The sequence below is a fragment of the Mesorhizobium sp. ArgA1 genome, from assembly GCF_053714375.1.
In genome coordinates, this window is record NZ_JBSKBQ010000001.1 from 1,159,582 (window position 1) to 1,173,103 (window position 13,522).

General features: G+C 62.9%; 16 protein-coding genes and 1 tRNA gene. 10 read left to right on the forward strand and 7 right to left on the reverse strand.

Going from position 1 to position 13,522, the window contains the following annotated elements; genetic code table 11:
• Positions 1 to 56 precede the first annotated feature (56 nt).
• The 3 genes from ACWGTI_RS05640 to ACWGTI_RS05650 form a co-directional block, all read right to left on the reverse strand.
• On the reverse strand, positions 57 to 809 hold the full coding sequence (locus ACWGTI_RS05640; protein WP_454586171.1) for an SDR family oxidoreductase: 753 nt from the start codon (positions 807 to 809) through the stop codon (positions 57 to 59).
• A gap of 141 nt (positions 810 to 950) precedes the next feature.
• Positions 951 to 1,868 carry an MBL fold metallo-hydrolase gene (locus ACWGTI_RS05645; protein ID WP_454586172.1) on the reverse strand — a complete coding sequence of 306 codons (918 nt, stop codon included), beginning with the start codon at positions 1,866 to 1,868 and terminating at the stop codon, positions 951 to 953.
• Between the two features lie 568 nt (positions 1,869 to 2,436).
• Positions 2,437 to 2,521, reverse strand: a tRNA-Leu gene (locus ACWGTI_RS05650).
• 205 nt (positions 2,522 to 2,726) lie between these two features.
• Here ACWGTI_RS05650 and ACWGTI_RS05655 point away from each other — a divergent pair.
• Positions 2,727 to 3,311: a YqaA family protein gene (locus ACWGTI_RS05655; RefSeq protein ID WP_454573261.1), complete on the forward strand. Its 585-nt coding sequence runs from the start codon at positions 2,727 to 2,729 to the stop codon at positions 3,309 to 3,311.
• A gap of 62 nt (positions 3,312 to 3,373) precedes the next feature.
• Positions 3,374 to 3,892 carry a disulfide bond formation protein B gene (locus ACWGTI_RS05660; RefSeq protein WP_454586173.1) on the forward strand — a complete coding sequence of 173 codons (519 nt, stop codon included), beginning with the start codon at positions 3,374 to 3,376 and terminating at the stop codon, positions 3,890 to 3,892.
• A 381-nt stretch (positions 3,893 to 4,273) separates the two neighbouring features.
• Here ACWGTI_RS05660 and ACWGTI_RS05665 read toward each other — a convergent pair whose 3' ends face one another.
• Together ACWGTI_RS05665 and ACWGTI_RS05670 are read right to left on the reverse strand one after the other, a co-directional pair.
• Entirely contained in the window at positions 4,274 to 4,831 is a 558-nt protein-coding gene (locus ACWGTI_RS05665) for an HNH endonuclease (RefSeq protein WP_008874122.1), read from the reverse strand.
• A gap of 228 nt (positions 4,832 to 5,059) precedes the next feature.
• On the reverse strand, positions 5,060 to 5,701 hold the full coding sequence (locus ACWGTI_RS05670) for a DNA-3-methyladenine glycosylase family protein (protein ID WP_454586174.1): 642 nt from the start codon (positions 5,699 to 5,701) through the stop codon (positions 5,060 to 5,062).
• A 75-nt stretch (positions 5,702 to 5,776) separates the two neighbouring features.
• Here ACWGTI_RS05670 and gluQRS point away from each other — a divergent pair, with 75 nt between their 5' ends.
• Positions 5,777 to 6,658 carry a tRNA glutamyl-Q(34) synthetase GluQRS gene (gene gluQRS, locus ACWGTI_RS05675; protein ID WP_454586486.1) on the forward strand — a complete coding sequence of 294 codons (882 nt, stop codon included), beginning with the start codon at positions 5,777 to 5,779 and terminating at the stop codon, positions 6,656 to 6,658.
• On the opposite strand, the gene ACWGTI_RS05680 is transcribed toward gluQRS, so the two are convergent.
• Positions 6,653 to 6,940: a hypothetical protein gene (locus ACWGTI_RS05680; protein WP_454586175.1), complete on the reverse strand. Its 288-nt coding sequence runs from the start codon at positions 6,938 to 6,940 to the stop codon at positions 6,653 to 6,655. The two genes, gluQRS and ACWGTI_RS05680, sit on opposite strands and share 6 nt — an antisense overlap.
• Positions 6,941 to 7,166: 226 nt before the next feature.
• On the opposite strand from ACWGTI_RS05680, the gene ACWGTI_RS05685 reads away from it, so the two are divergent.
• On the forward strand, positions 7,167 to 8,072 hold the full coding sequence (locus ACWGTI_RS05685) for a DMT family transporter (protein ID WP_454586176.1): 906 nt from the start codon (positions 7,167 to 7,169) through the stop codon (positions 8,070 to 8,072).
• A 63-nt stretch (positions 8,073 to 8,135) separates the two neighbouring features.
• Here the strand turns inward: ACWGTI_RS05685 and ACWGTI_RS05690 are convergent, their stop codons facing one another.
• On the reverse strand, positions 8,136 to 8,984 hold the full coding sequence (locus ACWGTI_RS05690; RefSeq protein ID WP_454586177.1) for a YihY/virulence factor BrkB family protein: 849 nt from the start codon (positions 8,982 to 8,984) through the stop codon (positions 8,136 to 8,138).
• 60 nt (positions 8,985 to 9,044) lie between these two features.
• Between ACWGTI_RS05690 and ACWGTI_RS05695 the strand changes: the two genes are divergently transcribed.
• The 6 genes from ACWGTI_RS05695 (at position 9,045) to ACWGTI_RS05720 (ending at position 13,468) form a co-directional block, all read left to right on the forward strand.
• Complete coding sequence (locus ACWGTI_RS05695; protein WP_454586178.1) at positions 9,045 to 9,911, forward strand: SDR family oxidoreductase; 867 nt, start codon at positions 9,045 to 9,047, stop codon at positions 9,909 to 9,911.
• 24 nt (positions 9,912 to 9,935) lie between these two features.
• The gene (locus ACWGTI_RS05700; protein ID WP_454573253.1) at positions 9,936 to 10,127 is read left to right on the forward strand and encodes a twin transmembrane helix small protein; all 192 of its coding nucleotides are present in this window, start codon (positions 9,936 to 9,938) and stop codon (positions 10,125 to 10,127) included.
• A gap of 19 nt (positions 10,128 to 10,146) precedes the next feature.
• Entirely contained in the window at positions 10,147 to 10,728 is a 582-nt protein-coding gene (locus ACWGTI_RS05705) for a cob(I)yrinic acid a,c-diamide adenosyltransferase (RefSeq protein ID WP_454573252.1), read from the forward strand.
• A 31-nt stretch (positions 10,729 to 10,759) separates the two neighbouring features.
• Complete coding sequence (locus ACWGTI_RS05710; protein ID WP_454586179.1) at positions 10,760 to 11,560, forward strand: rhomboid family intramembrane serine protease; 801 nt, start codon at positions 10,760 to 10,762, stop codon at positions 11,558 to 11,560.
• A 205-nt stretch (positions 11,561 to 11,765) separates the two neighbouring features.
• A complete protein-coding gene (locus ACWGTI_RS05715; RefSeq protein WP_454586180.1) occupies positions 11,766 to 12,515 on the forward strand; it encodes an electron transfer flavoprotein subunit beta/FixA family protein in 750 nt (249 codons plus the stop codon).
• 23 nt (positions 12,516 to 12,538) lie between these two features.
• On the forward strand, positions 12,539 to 13,468 hold the full coding sequence (locus ACWGTI_RS05720; protein WP_454586181.1) for an electron transfer flavoprotein subunit alpha/FixB family protein: 930 nt from the start codon (positions 12,539 to 12,541) through the stop codon (positions 13,466 to 13,468).
• Positions 13,469 to 13,522 lie beyond the last annotated feature (54 nt).

Consider the following 13,522-nt stretch of genomic DNA (forward strand, 5'->3'; position numbering starts at 1 on the left):
GGCCGCCTGGCAAAAGCCCCGTTGTCGCGCCGTTGAATTCGGCAGGTGCATGTGGGTCACCTTCTGGCTGTTGTGGCGAACCATTGATCGAAGCCGACGCGGCCAATGCGAGGGTTCTTGTCTGAGACCAGGGAACCGTCTTGCAGCTTGGCGCCGAAATAGCGCGCCTCCGGATCGCCAATAACGGTGCGTGTGTCGCCGATCGCCTTGAGATACCGGGCGGCGAAATCGCAGAGTCGCTCGCGCTCGGGCCCAGAGATCTCGATGATGCCGTTGACCGGTGCGGCAAGGGCTGCGTCGGTCACGAAGTCGGCCACGTCATCGGAGGCGATCGGCTGAAGATAGCCCGTCGACAGGCGCGCCGTATCGCCGACCGTACCCTCCTGGGCGATGCCGCCGAGGAATTCAAAGAACTGCGTGGAACGCACGATCGTGTAGGGAATGCCGGCTTCCCGGACGATCTTTTCCTGAGCGACCTTGGCTCGCAGATAGCCGCTGTCCGGCAGGCGGTCGGTGCCGACGATGGAAAGCGCAACGTGATGCTTTACGCCGGCCTGCTTTTCGGCCGCGAGCAGGTTTCGGCCCGACGTCTGGAAGAATTCGAGCACGGCCTTGTCCTCGAAAGACGGTGAATTTGCCAGGTCGATCACCACCTCGGCTCCCTTGAGCGCCTCTGCGAGGCCTTCGCCGGTGATAGTGTTGACGCCGGTGTTCGGTGAAGCGGCAATTACTTCATGGCCATGCTTGCGCAGGCGTTCGGCGGTTTTGGAACCGATCAGGCCGGTTCCGCCGATGATGACGATTTTCATAGACTGTCTCCATTTTCGCAGCCCGTGCGACACGCGTCGTTCGACACATCCGCGGGCAAGGGGTTTGGTTGTGGCCAACGTCCGACCGGGGCGCGGCCTTGAAGCCTCCGCGCCCCGGTTCGATCTTAATCCCACAAGGGGTCAGTAGTCCCAGAAAGCCGGCACCCAACGAAAAGCGTCGCCGTCGACCGCCACCCGGCCGACGGATGGGAACGGCAGGTGAGTGGCCACCAGTGACGCTCCGGTCTCCGCCAACTCCGTCAGAAGACGAACCCGAACGCGGGCTGCCTCTTCGGGGTCGTGTTCGAAGCCGTTGTACCAGTCGGGATGTTCGAACCCGACCGCGAACACAGCGTCGCCGGCGAACATCAGGCGGTCGCCGCCGGATGCCACTCGGACCACGCTGTGCCCGGGCGTGTGGCCGCCGGTGCGCGTGGCGATCACCCCCGGCGCTACCTCGTACTCCTCATCGAACGTTTGCAGCTGGCTGCGGAACTCTTTCATGAACCGGGTGGCGGTCGCCCGAAGCGCGTCCGGGAACCCTGTCGGCATGACCACGTGGGAGAAATCGGGCGATTCCCAGAACTTGACCTCGGCGGCCGCCAGGTGGATCCGCAGATCCGGACGCAGGCGCTCCTTCACCCCGTCGACGAGCAGCCCGCCAACGTGGTCCATGTGCAGATGGGTCAGTATCACGTCGGTCACGGACGAGATATCGATGCCGGCGGCCTCCAGCCGTTTGACCAGCTGCCCGGCCCGCGGCAGGTTCAAATTGGGGTCCAACCCCAGCCCGGCGTCGATGAGTATCGTCTGCGCGCCGCTATGCACCACGACCGCGTTCAGCGACCAGTCGAAAGCGTCCGGCGGCAGGAACATCTCGTCCAGCCAGGCTGTCCGCACGGCGGTCTCCACGTTATGGCCCAGCATTTTGGTTGGCAGCGGTAGCACTCCATCGCTGATCACCAGCACGTCAATATCTCCGACCCGTACCGCGTAGCGCGACGGAACCAGCTCTTCGGGTACCGCCCTGCCGGGTTGGGGGGTGTTGTTCAGGTTCATGCTTATCTCCTTTGACCGGTTTGGAACGGAGGCCGGCTCCACCGGCAATGTTTCGTACCCCGTTCGCAGCCACCCATGCGGACGTGCTTTCAGGTGCTGGTCGCGGCTCCATCTAATTAAGGATATCTAATATCCTTATGGATACAAAATATCCGTAATTTCCGAAAAGTAAAGCCCTTCCGACGCAATCGGCGGAATGGGGCATGACGCGCCAAAAACTCCCCGCTCAGGAGGCCCTGGACGAAGATTGCCGTTGTGTGGATTTGTGGCCTTCGGCTGTTGCGGAACCGATGACAGCCCGTTGGGTTAGGGCCGAGCTGCGCGAAAATACCCGTATTATCATTTGCTGCAGGCACCGCTGCGGCAAGCCGCTGGCAGGTTTCGGCGAGACGTTTCGAACCGCGTTTGGCTCCTCGTAGCCCTTGCAGGCCATTCTAATCCCCAGCGGGATGAAGACCGCCGCGCTGTCCTCAAACTCGAGTTTGCAGACTGATTGCCTGACGGAATGCGGCCTATCGAACCGCAACGATATCGAGGCCATACAAATTGTCGGGAGACATCAAAAATATGGTGCCCCTAGCCGGAATCGAACCAGCACTCCTTGCGGAACTCGATTTTGAGTCGAGCGCGTCTACCAATTCCGCCATAGGGGCTCCGGCCCAAAGGCCTGGATGGGCGCGGACTATACGGTTGGGGGCCTGTTCGTCAACTGGCCAAATGCTCGGCCGTGCGCTCCTTGCGGCAAAAGCCCGCCTTTCGGTTTCATGAAGCTCCTGCCATTGTGCAGCGCGGAAAATCTTTCTAGACAGGCGCGCATCAAAGCGCGTTGCGTCTGGGCGACATGCATTAGGAGAGCCGATGCTTCGCGGACTTTACGACTGGACCCTGTCGCTTGCGGCCCGCAAATCCGCCGAATGGTGGCTGGCCTTCATCGCCTTCGTCGAAAGCTCGGTGTTTTTCATACCTGCCGACGTCTTGTATCTGCCCATGGCGTTGGCACGGCCCGAACGCGCCTATCGCTACGCGCTGACCGCCACTGTTGCGTCCGTGCTGGGCGGCATTGCCGGCTGGCTCATCGGTTACTATGCCTACGACACGATAGCACGGCCGATGCTGGAGCACTTCGGCGGCCTCGACACGTTCGAGAGGTGGCAGTCGTCCGGCACCGGGCTGATGCTGGTGCTGCTCGTCACATCCGGCGCCGCCCACCTGCCGCCGATGAAGGTGGTCACCATTCTGGCAGGCGCCCTCCACGTCAATCTTGTTGTCTTCATCATATCGGCCATCCTGGCGCGCGGCGCTCGCTTCCTGCTTCTTGCGTGGCTGCTGCGCCGCTATGGCGAAGAGATCAAGGAATTCATCGAGAAGCGTTTGGGATTGATCGTCGGCGCCGGCGCCGCCGCCCTGATTTTGCTCTATATCGTGGTCAAATACGCCTTCTGACCGCCCAAGGCGGGCGGTGGTTCAGGACTATGCCGGCGGACGGCGAATTCAACGGACGAAACATGACAGCTACGATGACTGCCGACACCAGACGCCAGCGGACGCGAACCGCTTTGTTTCTCGCCGTCGCCATGGCCGCCACTGTCGGCTCCGCGCTCGCCTTCCAGCACATTGGCGGCTACATCCCCTGCCATCTCTGCCTGGAGCAGCGCACGCCCTATTACATCGGCGCCCCGCTGATGCTTCTGGCCGTGATCGCCTCGATGCTCAGCGCGCCTGCATGGCTGACGCGCGGCCTGCTCGCCATCGGTGGCCTGCTGATGCTCTATGGCCTTTATCTCGGCGTCTATCACTCGGGCGTCGAATGGGCCTGGTGGCAAGGCCCGGCTGACTGCACCGCCGGCGCCGGCCCGGTCGACACCGGCGGCAAGGGCGTGCTCGACGCGCTCGACAAATTCGTGCCGCCGTCCTGCGACAAGGCAGCACTCCGCATTCTCGGCCTGTCGCTGGCCGGCTGGAACGCCATCGCCAGCTTCATCCTCGCCGCCGTCGCCTTCCGCGGCGCGCTTTCGCGCGATTAAGCTAATTCGATCCAGCGGCGCGTCGAGCAGAAGTTCGGCAGGCTGAGTCGCGTGGCGCGGCTTTTCGACGTCCGAGCCAAGTCGACCCCCACTCCGTCTCGGCTTCGCCGAGACACCTCTCCCCCGATCGACGGGGTAGAGGAAAGGCGCAAGCCTATTGCAGCCAGCGCTCCTCCGACAGGCTCCCTTCCTCTCCCTCCGGAGGGGGGAGAGGTGGCGCTGCGAAGCAGCGACGGAGTGGGGGAAGCCGGTCCTTACACGCGAAGCCGCTGATAAGTGAGCGCGCTCGAGCTGGTGCAATATGAGATCGTGGTAGCGTGATAGCACCGTAAGCGCAGAAAGCTGCTCCAGACGGCCAGCCTCCCGAATTCTCTAACGGTCTCAAGGTTCGAGTTCGACATCCCAGTATAGATAATCCATCCAGCTTTCATGCAGATGGTTGGGCGGGAACAGCCGGCCATTGTTGTGCAGATCGTGCACGGTCGGCTGATAGGGCTTTTGCAGCGGCCACATCTTGGCGTGCGCCGGCATCATGCCACCCTTCCTGAGATTGCAGGGCGAACAGGCGGCAACGACATTCTCCCATGTCGTCGCCCCGCCGCGGTGGCGCGGGATGACGTGATCGAAGGTCAGATCCTCGGGCGTGCCGCAATACTGGCACTGGAAGCGGTCGCGCAGGAAGACGTTGAAGCGGGTAAAGGCCGGATGCCTCGACGGCTTCACATAAGCCTTCAGGCTGACGACGCTGGGCAGCTTCATCGAGAAGGTTGGCGAAGACACCGCATGCTCGTATTCGGCGACAATGTTGACCCGATCGAGGAACACCGCCTTGATGGCGTCTTGCCAGGACCAGAGCGACAAGGGGTAATAGCTGAGCGGACGATAATCCGCATTCAGCACCAGCGCAGGAAGCCCATCCGGAGATACGGCAACCGTCACCTTGTTGACCTCCTCGTTTCGCACATGACCCCGAAAATCGAGTTCGATTTTCGGAAAGGATCATGTGCAACTTCAAAAGCTCTACCGCCTCCTTTGCGCATCCACTGGATGCGCGGCGCGGTAACCGATCGGCGCGGATACTGTAAGCCCGACATGACAGGGATGTGAAGCGGATTGTCGCTCGCCAAAAGCGGCAAAAATGCAGGATTTTCATGCTTTTTTGCGGTTTCAGGCCGGTGGCGCGGCGTCCCTGCCCCTGGTTTCGCGATAATAGGACCAGAAAAGCCGCGATGCGACACCTCGCCACGGGCTCCATGATTCGGCCAGAGCGATGAGTGTTTTCTCAGGCGGACGCGGCTCGATGCCCAGCGCATGGCCAACCGCGCTCTGCAGCGCCACGTCGCGCGCGGGAAAAATATCGGGGTGGCCGGCGGCGAACAGAAGATAGACTTCGGCCGTCCACGGACCGATGCCGGGTACCGCTGTCATGGCCGCGATCGCCTCTTCGGCGTCAAGCGAGCAGAGGTGATGCAGGTCAAGCCCGTCGGTCACGGCCTGGGCAATCGCGATCAGGCCGCGCTGCTTTGGCCGCGACAGCCCGGCCTCGCGAAACATGTCCTCGCCGGCGGCAAGGATGGCCTGCGGCGTCAACGGATCGACCAGTTTGACCAGCCGGCCGAAAATGGCATCGGCGCTGGCGCGGGAGACCTGCTGCGAGACGATGATCGAGGCAAGGCTACGAAACCCCGGCTCCGACAGCCGCAACGGCACCTCGCCGGCCATGCCGCGCACCTTTTCCAGCCGCGGGTCGATTGTGCAGAGCGCATCCAGCCCCCGCGCAATGTCGTCGAGTGTCGCGATGCGTTGCATGGTATCCTTGTCCGCCGATGAGCAGCAAAGTAGCAATTGGCAAAACCGCTGCACAACCGGATTGCCGCCTCAGAGATGACGCTCCTGACATTCCGCTTCGCGCCGAGCCCGAATGGCGAACTGCATCTCGGCCATGCCTATTCGGCGCTGCTGAACCAAAAGCTGGCAAAGGCCGCCGGCGGCCGCCTGTTGCTGCGCATCGAGGACATCGACACGATCCGCTGCACGCCGGAATTCGAGGCCGGCATTTTTCGCGACCTCGAATGGCTCGGGCTCGAATGGGAACGGCCGGTGCGCCGTCAGGCCAAGCACTTCGCCGACTATCAGGCGGTGCTGGATCGGTTGATCCGCGAGGAACTCGTCTACCCCGCCTTCATGAGCCGTGGCGAGATCAGGGCCTTCATCGCCGACAGTGAAAAGCGCGGCCGCGACTGGCCGCGAGACCCCGACGGCGTGCCGCTCTATCCCGCCGCCGACAAGGCGCTGCCGATCAGCGAACGTAACCGCCGGATCGCCGACAATGCGCCCTTCGCCTGGCGCCTCGACGTCGAAGCGGCGCGGGCGCGCGTCGGCACGGATTTGTCCTGGCGCGAATTCACCGGCGAGACGTTATCGGCGACGCGAACTATAGAGGCGCGGCCGCAGGACTGGGGCGACGTCATTCTCGCGCGTCGCGACATCCCGACCAGCTATCACCTGGCCGTCGTCGTCGACGACGCGCTGCAAGGCGTCAACCATGTCGTGCGCGGCAAGGATCTGTATTCCGCGACCGGCATCCAGCGCTTGCTGCAGGAACTGCTCGGCCTCGGCCGGCCGGACTATTTCCACCACCGTCTCGTGCTCGGACCGGACGGGCGTAAACTGTCGAAGAGTTTTGGCGACACCGGCCTTGCCGCGCTCAGGCAGGCCGGCGCTTCGCCGGACGATGTCAGGCAACTCGTCGGTCTCTGGCTATAACCGTGCCAGCCCCGCCTTGAGCAGCGCCAACGCGCCGATAAACGCGAAGGCACCGCCCAGTCCCCAGGCAACTGCGAGCTTCAGATCTCTGAGGACGATGCCATGCTCGTTCGCGACCATGATCGCGACGAAAAAGCCAAGCGTGAACAGCAGCGTGTTGCCGGTCGAGCCAAAGCCGTCCTCCTGCATGATGGCGTCGAGCGCCGAGCCGAAGAAGAAGCCGAACACGGCCACGCTCGCAACCGTCATCAACAGCCAGCTTGTATCGAGATGCAACAGCATGCGCGCTCCCCGTCGAAGCCGAAACGCGGTGTCGCCGGATCGATCGACAGAAGTCGATTGCCCCCGACGCCGCCCTTTGAATTCGGCCACCCATTACATTCCAACAAGCTTATGGATCAATTGTTTCGCTTTGCTTGCCAGATTGAACCGCATTAGAGCAATTGCCGTAGTTGACTCTTCACCCCAATCGGGCCTCTTCCCGGACGCGAAACGGCTTCCCCCAAAAATGCACAGTCTCAAGCGGTTCATCCCCGCCTCTTTCGTCGTCCTGTGGGCGACCGGCTTCATCGGTGCGCGCTATGCCATGCCCTGGGCGGAACCCTTCACTTTCCTGGCGGTGCGCTTTGTCATCGCCGCCTTGCTGCTCGCCGGCCTGATGCTCGTGCTTGGCTCGAAGCGAGCCACAAGGGCCGAAGCGCTTCACGCCACCGTCGCCGGCATCCTCATGCATGGCGTCTATCTCGGCGCGGTGTTCTGGGCGATCCACAGGGGCATGCCGGCCGGGCTGTCGGCGCTGATCGTCGGCCTGCAGCCGCTGATCACCGCCGTGCTTGCCGGCAGGTTCCTCGGCGAGGCCATCCTGCCACGCCACTGGGCCGGCCTCGCTGTCGGCCTCGCAGGCGTCGTCATCGTGCTGTGGCCGAAGCTCGGCGCGCTCGGCGGCGGCGTTACGCCGGAAACGCTGACCGCTTCGCTGGTCTCGGTGCTGGGTATGAGCGCCGGCACCATCTGGCAGAAGCGCTATGCCTCGGGCGGCGACCTGGTGGCGGCGACGATGTGGCAGTATATCGGCGGCGGTGCCCTGATGATCCTGGCTTCGCTCGCCTTCGAAACACACACGGTCATCATCAATGGTGAGCTGATCTTTGCCATGGCCTGGCTGGTGCTGGTGCTGTCGATCGGCGCCATCTTCCTCTTGATGGTGATGATCCGTGACGGCGAGATGTCGAAAGTCGCCTCGCTGTTCTACCTGGTGCCGGCCGTCACCGCTGTTATCGCCTGGGCGCTGTTCGGCGAACAGCTCAGCCTTGTACAGATTGTCGGCATGGCGATCGCGACGTTCGGCGTTGGCCTGGCCACGGCTCGGCCCGCCAAGGGGAGAACTGAGGAATTGAAGAACTGGGGAACCTGAGGAAATCTGGTGCTGTGTGCTCCTTCTCCAGTTCTCCAGTTCCTCAATCCGGCCGGTATCGACTCATCCGACCCGGGCGCGCGCTTCGAGAAAGCGGCTGATCGCGGCGTTGAGTTCGCCGCCGAGGATGAAGATCGCCGACAGCATATAGAGGAAAACCACTGCGATCATGATCGAGGCTAGCCCCGCATAGGTCGTCACATAGGACGAGAAATGGTCGAGGTAGGTTGCAAACATCGTCGAGCCGATAAGCCATGCGGCCAGGGTGAAAACGATGCCAGGCACCAGTGAGACGAAGCGGCGCTTGCCCGCCGGCAGCCAGTAATGCACAGCAAACAACCCGCCGATGATGACCGCTGAGGCGATGACGTAGCGCCACAGCGTGATCGTGCCGGTATAGGGTTTGATCCACTCGAAATGGGCTTCCGCCAGCCGCGCCAATAAGGGCGCAAAGACCAGCAGCACGCTGATCGCCAGGAACCCTGCCGTGGCGATCAACACGAAGAAAATGCTCTGCACCCGCCGGTAGATAATGCCGCGCGTCTCGGCGACCCGGTAGGCGCGGTTGAGCGAGGTGCGCAGCGCCTCGATGCCGTTGGAGGCGAAATAGGCGGCCAGCAACACGCCATAGGTCAAAAGGTCGGTGCGCCGCACGGTCAGCACGTTGAGCACTTCGCGTGCGATCGGCTTGGCGATCTGCTCGGGCCAGGTGTCGAACACCAGATGCACGGCGGTATCGGCGAACGCCTGCGCGCCGAGGAAACTCGCCAGTGTGGTGGCAAAGATCAGGAACGGAAACAGCGCCATCAGCGAGGTGATCGCCAGATGGCTGGCCATAGCCCAGCCGTCGTCGGTGTTGAAATGGCCAAGCGCGTCATAGAGGACGCGGCGCAGCACGACGATATTCCGCATCAAGAGCCGCGTTCCCTTCGATTGTCTCGACGCCGCGAATATGGGAAGGGATTGTGTCAAATGGCAACCCTTGCTCAAACCATGATGCCGCCGGCGACAGAGTTGCGCACCATCATCGTCACCGGTGCATCTTCCGGAATAGGAGCCTATTGCGCCCGGGCGCTGAAGGCCGATGGCTGGCGCGTGTTCGCAACGGCGCGCAAGCCTGAAGACATCGCCATGCTCGAGGCCGACGGCATCGAGGCGTTTTACCTCGACTACCGCGAGCCGGACTCCATCGCAGCCCTTGCGGCATCGGTGCTGGAGCGTACGGGCGGACGCCTCGACGCCCTGTTCAACAACGGCGCCCATGCCCAGCCCGGCGCCGTCGAAGATTTGCCGGTTGCGGCATTGCGGGAGCAGTTCGAGGCTAATTTCTTCGGCTGGCACGACCTCACCCAGCGCATCGTGCCGGTGATGCGCCGCCAGGGGCACGGTCGCCTGGTCCATTGCTCCTCGATCCTCGGCCTGGCGCCGGTACGCTTTCGCGGCGCCTATTCAGCTTCCAAGCACGCGCTGGAGGGTCTCATGCTTTGCATGCAGCAGGAGATGCAGGGCAGCGGTATCCACGTTTCGCTGATCGAGCCGGGGCCAGTGACGTCGAAAATCGCCAGCAACGGGCTGTTCTGGTTTCTGAAAAACATCGATCATGAGAATTCAGTCCACCGCGTCGCCTATGCCGCGCAACTGGCGCGGCTCAGGGCCGGCGGCAGCAAGTCACGGCTGAAAAAGGGGCCGGAGGTGGTCTATGCGGCTTTGCGCCATGCACTTCTGTCGCGGCGCCCGCGCCCGCACTATGTGGTAACAGTGCCGGCTAAGGTCGGCGTGGTGCTCAGGCGCATTCTGCCGGCATCGATGCTCTACCGCGTTCTGGCCAGACGCGCCTGACCGCAACAGAACTGGGAACAGACCATGGCAACTAGCTTGAAAATTCTCGTCGCTCTCGCCATGGCAGCCGTGCTGATTGTGCTTATACGCGGCCTCATCAACATGATGCGCGGCGGTTCCAGCGTGACATCGAACAAGCTGATGCAGGCGCGCGTGCTGCTGCAGGCCCTGGCCTTGGCGCTGATCCTTCTGGTGGTGTATTTCACCCGCAAGTGACGGCATTGGGGGGCAGAGCGTGGTCAAGCTCAACAAGATCTACACCCGCACCGGCGACGACGGCACCACCGGCCTCGGCACCGGTGAGCGCAGGCTGAAATCCGACCTGCGCGTCGATGCCTATGGCACGGTCGACGAAGCCAATGCCTGCATTGGCATCGCCCGCCTGCACACGGCGGCTAGCCATCCGGCCATCGACGCCATGCTGTCCCGCATCCAGAACGACCTGTTCGATCTCGGCGCCGATCTCGCCGTTCCCGATGACGGCAAGCCGCTCGGATACGAGCCGCTGCGCATCATCGCCTCGCAGACCGACCGCGTCGAAAAAGACATCGACCTCCTCAACAAGGAGCTTAAGCCACTGAAATCCTTCGTGCTCAACGGCGGTACGCCGGCGGCCGCCGCGCTTCACCTTGCCCGAACCGTGGCGCGACGGGCCGAGCGTATCATGGTGTCACTGGCGCAGAACCCGGCTGAGCACGTCAATCGCGAGGGGTTGAAATACATCAACCGCGTCTCGGACTTTCTGTTCGTGGCCGCCCGTGCGGTCAATGACAACGGAAATGCCGACGTGTTATGGGTGCCCGGCAAGAACCGCTGAATATTCTCGAAAGCGGACGAGGGCTTGGGGCATGTTCATCCCACTGTACGACACCAACAGGCTGCGCCACATAAGGCTGCAATATGTGACGATCTGCCTGATCGTGGCCAATGCGCTGGTCTTTCTCGTCACCACGATCGGTGGCGAAAATTTCAACAACGCAGCCGTGCTCGGTCTCGGTTTCATTCCTTCGGTTGTCCACAACACGGCAGAGCTCTCGCCTGAATTCGTCGTCATTCCGGAGAGCCTGAGCTACCTCACCTATGCCTTCCTGCATGCCGATATCTTCCATCTCGGCGGCAACATGCTGTTCCTGTGGGTGTTCGGCGACAATGTCGAGGACGCGCTCGGCCACATCCGCTACCTCATCTTCTACCTGCTGTGCGCCATCGCCGGAGCCGCTTTCCAGGGGCTCGTCGCCTGGGATTCGCAAGTGCCGCTGATCGGCGCCTCCGGCGCCATCGCCGGGGTCGTCGCCGCCTATCTGGTCCTTTATCCCCGGGTGAAGGTGTGGGTGCTGGTCTTTGCCCGCATTCCGCTGCGCATCCCGGCCTTCATCCCACTGATCCTGTGGATCGGCTTCCAGGTGGTGATGTTTGCCGCCGGCGGCGAAAACCAGATATCCTGGGCCTGCCATATTGGCGGCATCATCGCCGGCGGCGTACTGGTGCTCATTATGCGCAGCCGCGGCGTGCCTCTACTTGCCGGCGATGACGGCGAACCGGAGCCCGCCGATCAGCCGGCCGTTTCCACCGGGCCGTCGCATGCCGATCCCGCGCCCACGCAACCGGCGACGCGCTGGGGCCGCGGTGGCGCTTCCGGTCAGGACTGAACCGATTTGAGTGGCGCACATGTATTGACGCGCAAGGTCACCGCAACTACGGAGGGCGCCACCGTTAGGCGGCAGACGACCAGAATTCCGTCCGGCCAGAATTCCGTTTGGCCGGAATTCAGTCAGGAATGTCGGCTTTCGACAACTCTGCAGTGGCGCACGCTGCTATAGCGCGCCCGAATATCTCAGGAGAGGTGACAGGCAAATGAAGATCCTTGTGCCCGTGAAGCGGGTTGTGGATGCGAACGTCAAGGTTCGCGTTAAGGCCGATGGTTCGGCGGTCGAACTCGCCAACGTCAAGATGGCGATGAACCCGTTCGACGAGATCGCGGTGGAAGAGGCGATCCGGCTTAAGGAAGCCGGCAAGGCCGAAGAGATCATCGTCGTTTCGATCGGCCCGCAGCAGGCGCAGGAAACCCTGCGCACCGCGCTCGCCATGGGCGCCGACCGCGCCATCCTGGTCAAGACCGACGAACAGACCGAGCCGCTCGGCGTCGCCAAGGTGTTGAAGGGCGTCGTCGACGCGGAACAGCCCGGCCTCGTCATCCTCGGCAAGCAGGCGATCGATGACGATTCCAATCAGACTGGCCAGATGCTGGCGGCGCTGCTCGGCTGGGCGCAAGGCACCTTCGCCTCCAAGGTGGTGCTCGACGGCGACAAGGCCAAGGTGACGCGCGAAGTCGATGGCGGCCTGCAGACGGTGGAACTGAAAATGCCGGCGATCGTCACCGCCGACCTTCGCCTCAACCAGCCGCGCTACGCCTCGCTGCCCAACATCATGAAGGCCAAGAAGAAGCCGCTCGACGAAAAGAGCCCGGCCGACTACGGCGCCGACGTCAAGCCGCGCCTGAAGGTGATCAAGACCGAGGAGCCGAGCGGCCGCAAGGCGGGCGTCAAGGTCAAGAGCGTCGCCGAACTGGTCGACAAGCTCAAGAACGAAGCCGGCGTTTTGTAAGCGATCGGGAAAGGAACAGACAAATGACCATTCTCCTCATCGCAGAACACGACAACGCAACCCTTTCCGACCAGACCGCCAAGGCGCTCTCGGCGGCGCTGCAGATCGGCTCGGACGTGCATGTGCTGGTTGCCGGCAAGGGCGCGAAGGGCGCTGCCGACGCTGCCGCCAAGCTGAAGGGCGTCAGCAAGGTGCTGCTCGCCGAGGCCGACGAACTGGCCGAGCGCCTCGCCGAACCGACGGCGGCACTCGTTGTCTCATTGGCCGGCGCCTACGACACCATCATTGCGCCTGCAACCTCTTCGGGCAAGAACGTCGCGCCGCGCGTAGCTGCCCTGCTCGACGTCGCGCAGGTGTCCGAGATCATCGAAGTGGTTTCGCCGGATACCTTCAAGCGGCCGATCTATGCCGGCAACGCCATCCAGACCGTGCAGTCGAGCGACGCCAAAAAGGTGATCACCGTGCGCACCGCCTCGTTCCAGGCGGCGCCCGAAGGCGGTTCGGCCGCGGTCGAGACCGTCAAGGCGGCGGCCAATCCCGGCCTCTCCTCCTTCGTCGAGAACAGACTGTCGGAGACCGACCGTCCGGAGCTGACCTCGGCCAAGATCATCATCTCGGGCGGCCGTGCGCTTGGCTCCTCGGAGAAGTTCCAGGAAGTCATCCTGCCGGTCGCCGACAAGCTCGGCGCCGCCGTCGGCGCTAGCCGAGCTGCAGTCGATGCCGGCTATGCGCCGAACGACTGGCAGGTCGGCCAGACCGGCAAGGTCGTGGCTCCCGATCTCTACATCGCCGTCGGCATTTCCGGCGCCATCCAGCACCTTGCCGGCATGAAAGACTCCAAGGTCATCGTCGCCATCAATAAGGACGAGGAGGCGCCTATCTTCCAGGTTGCCGATTACGGCCTGGTCGGCGACCTTTTCGTCATCCTGCCGGAGCTGCAAAAGGCGCTTTGACGCTCTCTGCCAAAGCGTATTAAATTGTAAAGGGGTGGGGTAGACGAAGCTGCC

Bases quoted from the DNA above. Each gene is read 5' to 3' on its own strand.
- ACWGTI_RS05640 (WP_454586171.1), bottom strand. From the start codon at position 809: ATGAAAATCGTCATCATCGGCGGAACCGGCCTGATCGGTTCCAAAACC.
- ACWGTI_RS05645 (WP_454586172.1), bottom strand. From the start codon at position 1,868: ATGAACCTGAACAACACCCCCCAACCCGGCAGGGCGGTACCCGAAGAG.
- ACWGTI_RS05655 (WP_454573261.1), top strand. From the start codon at position 2,727: ATGCTTCGCGGACTTTACGACTGGACCCTGTCGCTTGCGGCCCGCAAA.
- ACWGTI_RS05660 (WP_454586173.1), top strand. From the start codon at position 3,374: ATGACAGCTACGATGACTGCCGACACCAGACGCCAGCGGACGCGAACC.
- ACWGTI_RS05670 (WP_454586174.1), bottom strand. From the start codon at position 5,701: ATGCAACGCATCGCGACACTCGACGACATTGCGCGGGGGCTGGATGCG.
- gluQRS (WP_454586486.1), top strand. From the start codon at position 5,777: ATGACGCTCCTGACATTCCGCTTCGCGCCGAGCCCGAATGGCGAACTG.
- ACWGTI_RS05680 (WP_454586175.1), bottom strand. From the start codon at position 6,940: ATGCTGTTGCATCTCGATACAAGCTGGCTGTTGATGACGGTTGCGAGC.
- ACWGTI_RS05685 (WP_454586176.1), top strand. From the start codon at position 7,167: ATGCACAGTCTCAAGCGGTTCATCCCCGCCTCTTTCGTCGTCCTGTGG.
- ACWGTI_RS05690 (WP_454586177.1), bottom strand. From the start codon at position 8,984: ATGCGGAATATCGTCGTGCTGCGCCGCGTCCTCTATGACGCGCTTGGC.
- ACWGTI_RS05695 (WP_454586178.1), top strand. From the start codon at position 9,045: ATGGCAACCCTTGCTCAAACCATGATGCCGCCGGCGACAGAGTTGCGC.
- ACWGTI_RS05700 (WP_454573253.1), top strand. From the start codon at position 9,936: ATGGCAACTAGCTTGAAAATTCTCGTCGCTCTCGCCATGGCAGCCGTG.
- ACWGTI_RS05710 (WP_454586179.1), top strand. From the start codon at position 10,760: ATGTTCATCCCACTGTACGACACCAACAGGCTGCGCCACATAAGGCTG.
- ACWGTI_RS05715 (WP_454586180.1), top strand. From the start codon at position 11,766: ATGAAGATCCTTGTGCCCGTGAAGCGGGTTGTGGATGCGAACGTCAAG.
- ACWGTI_RS05720 (WP_454586181.1), top strand. From the start codon at position 12,539: ATGACCATTCTCCTCATCGCAGAACACGACAACGCAACCCTTTCCGAC.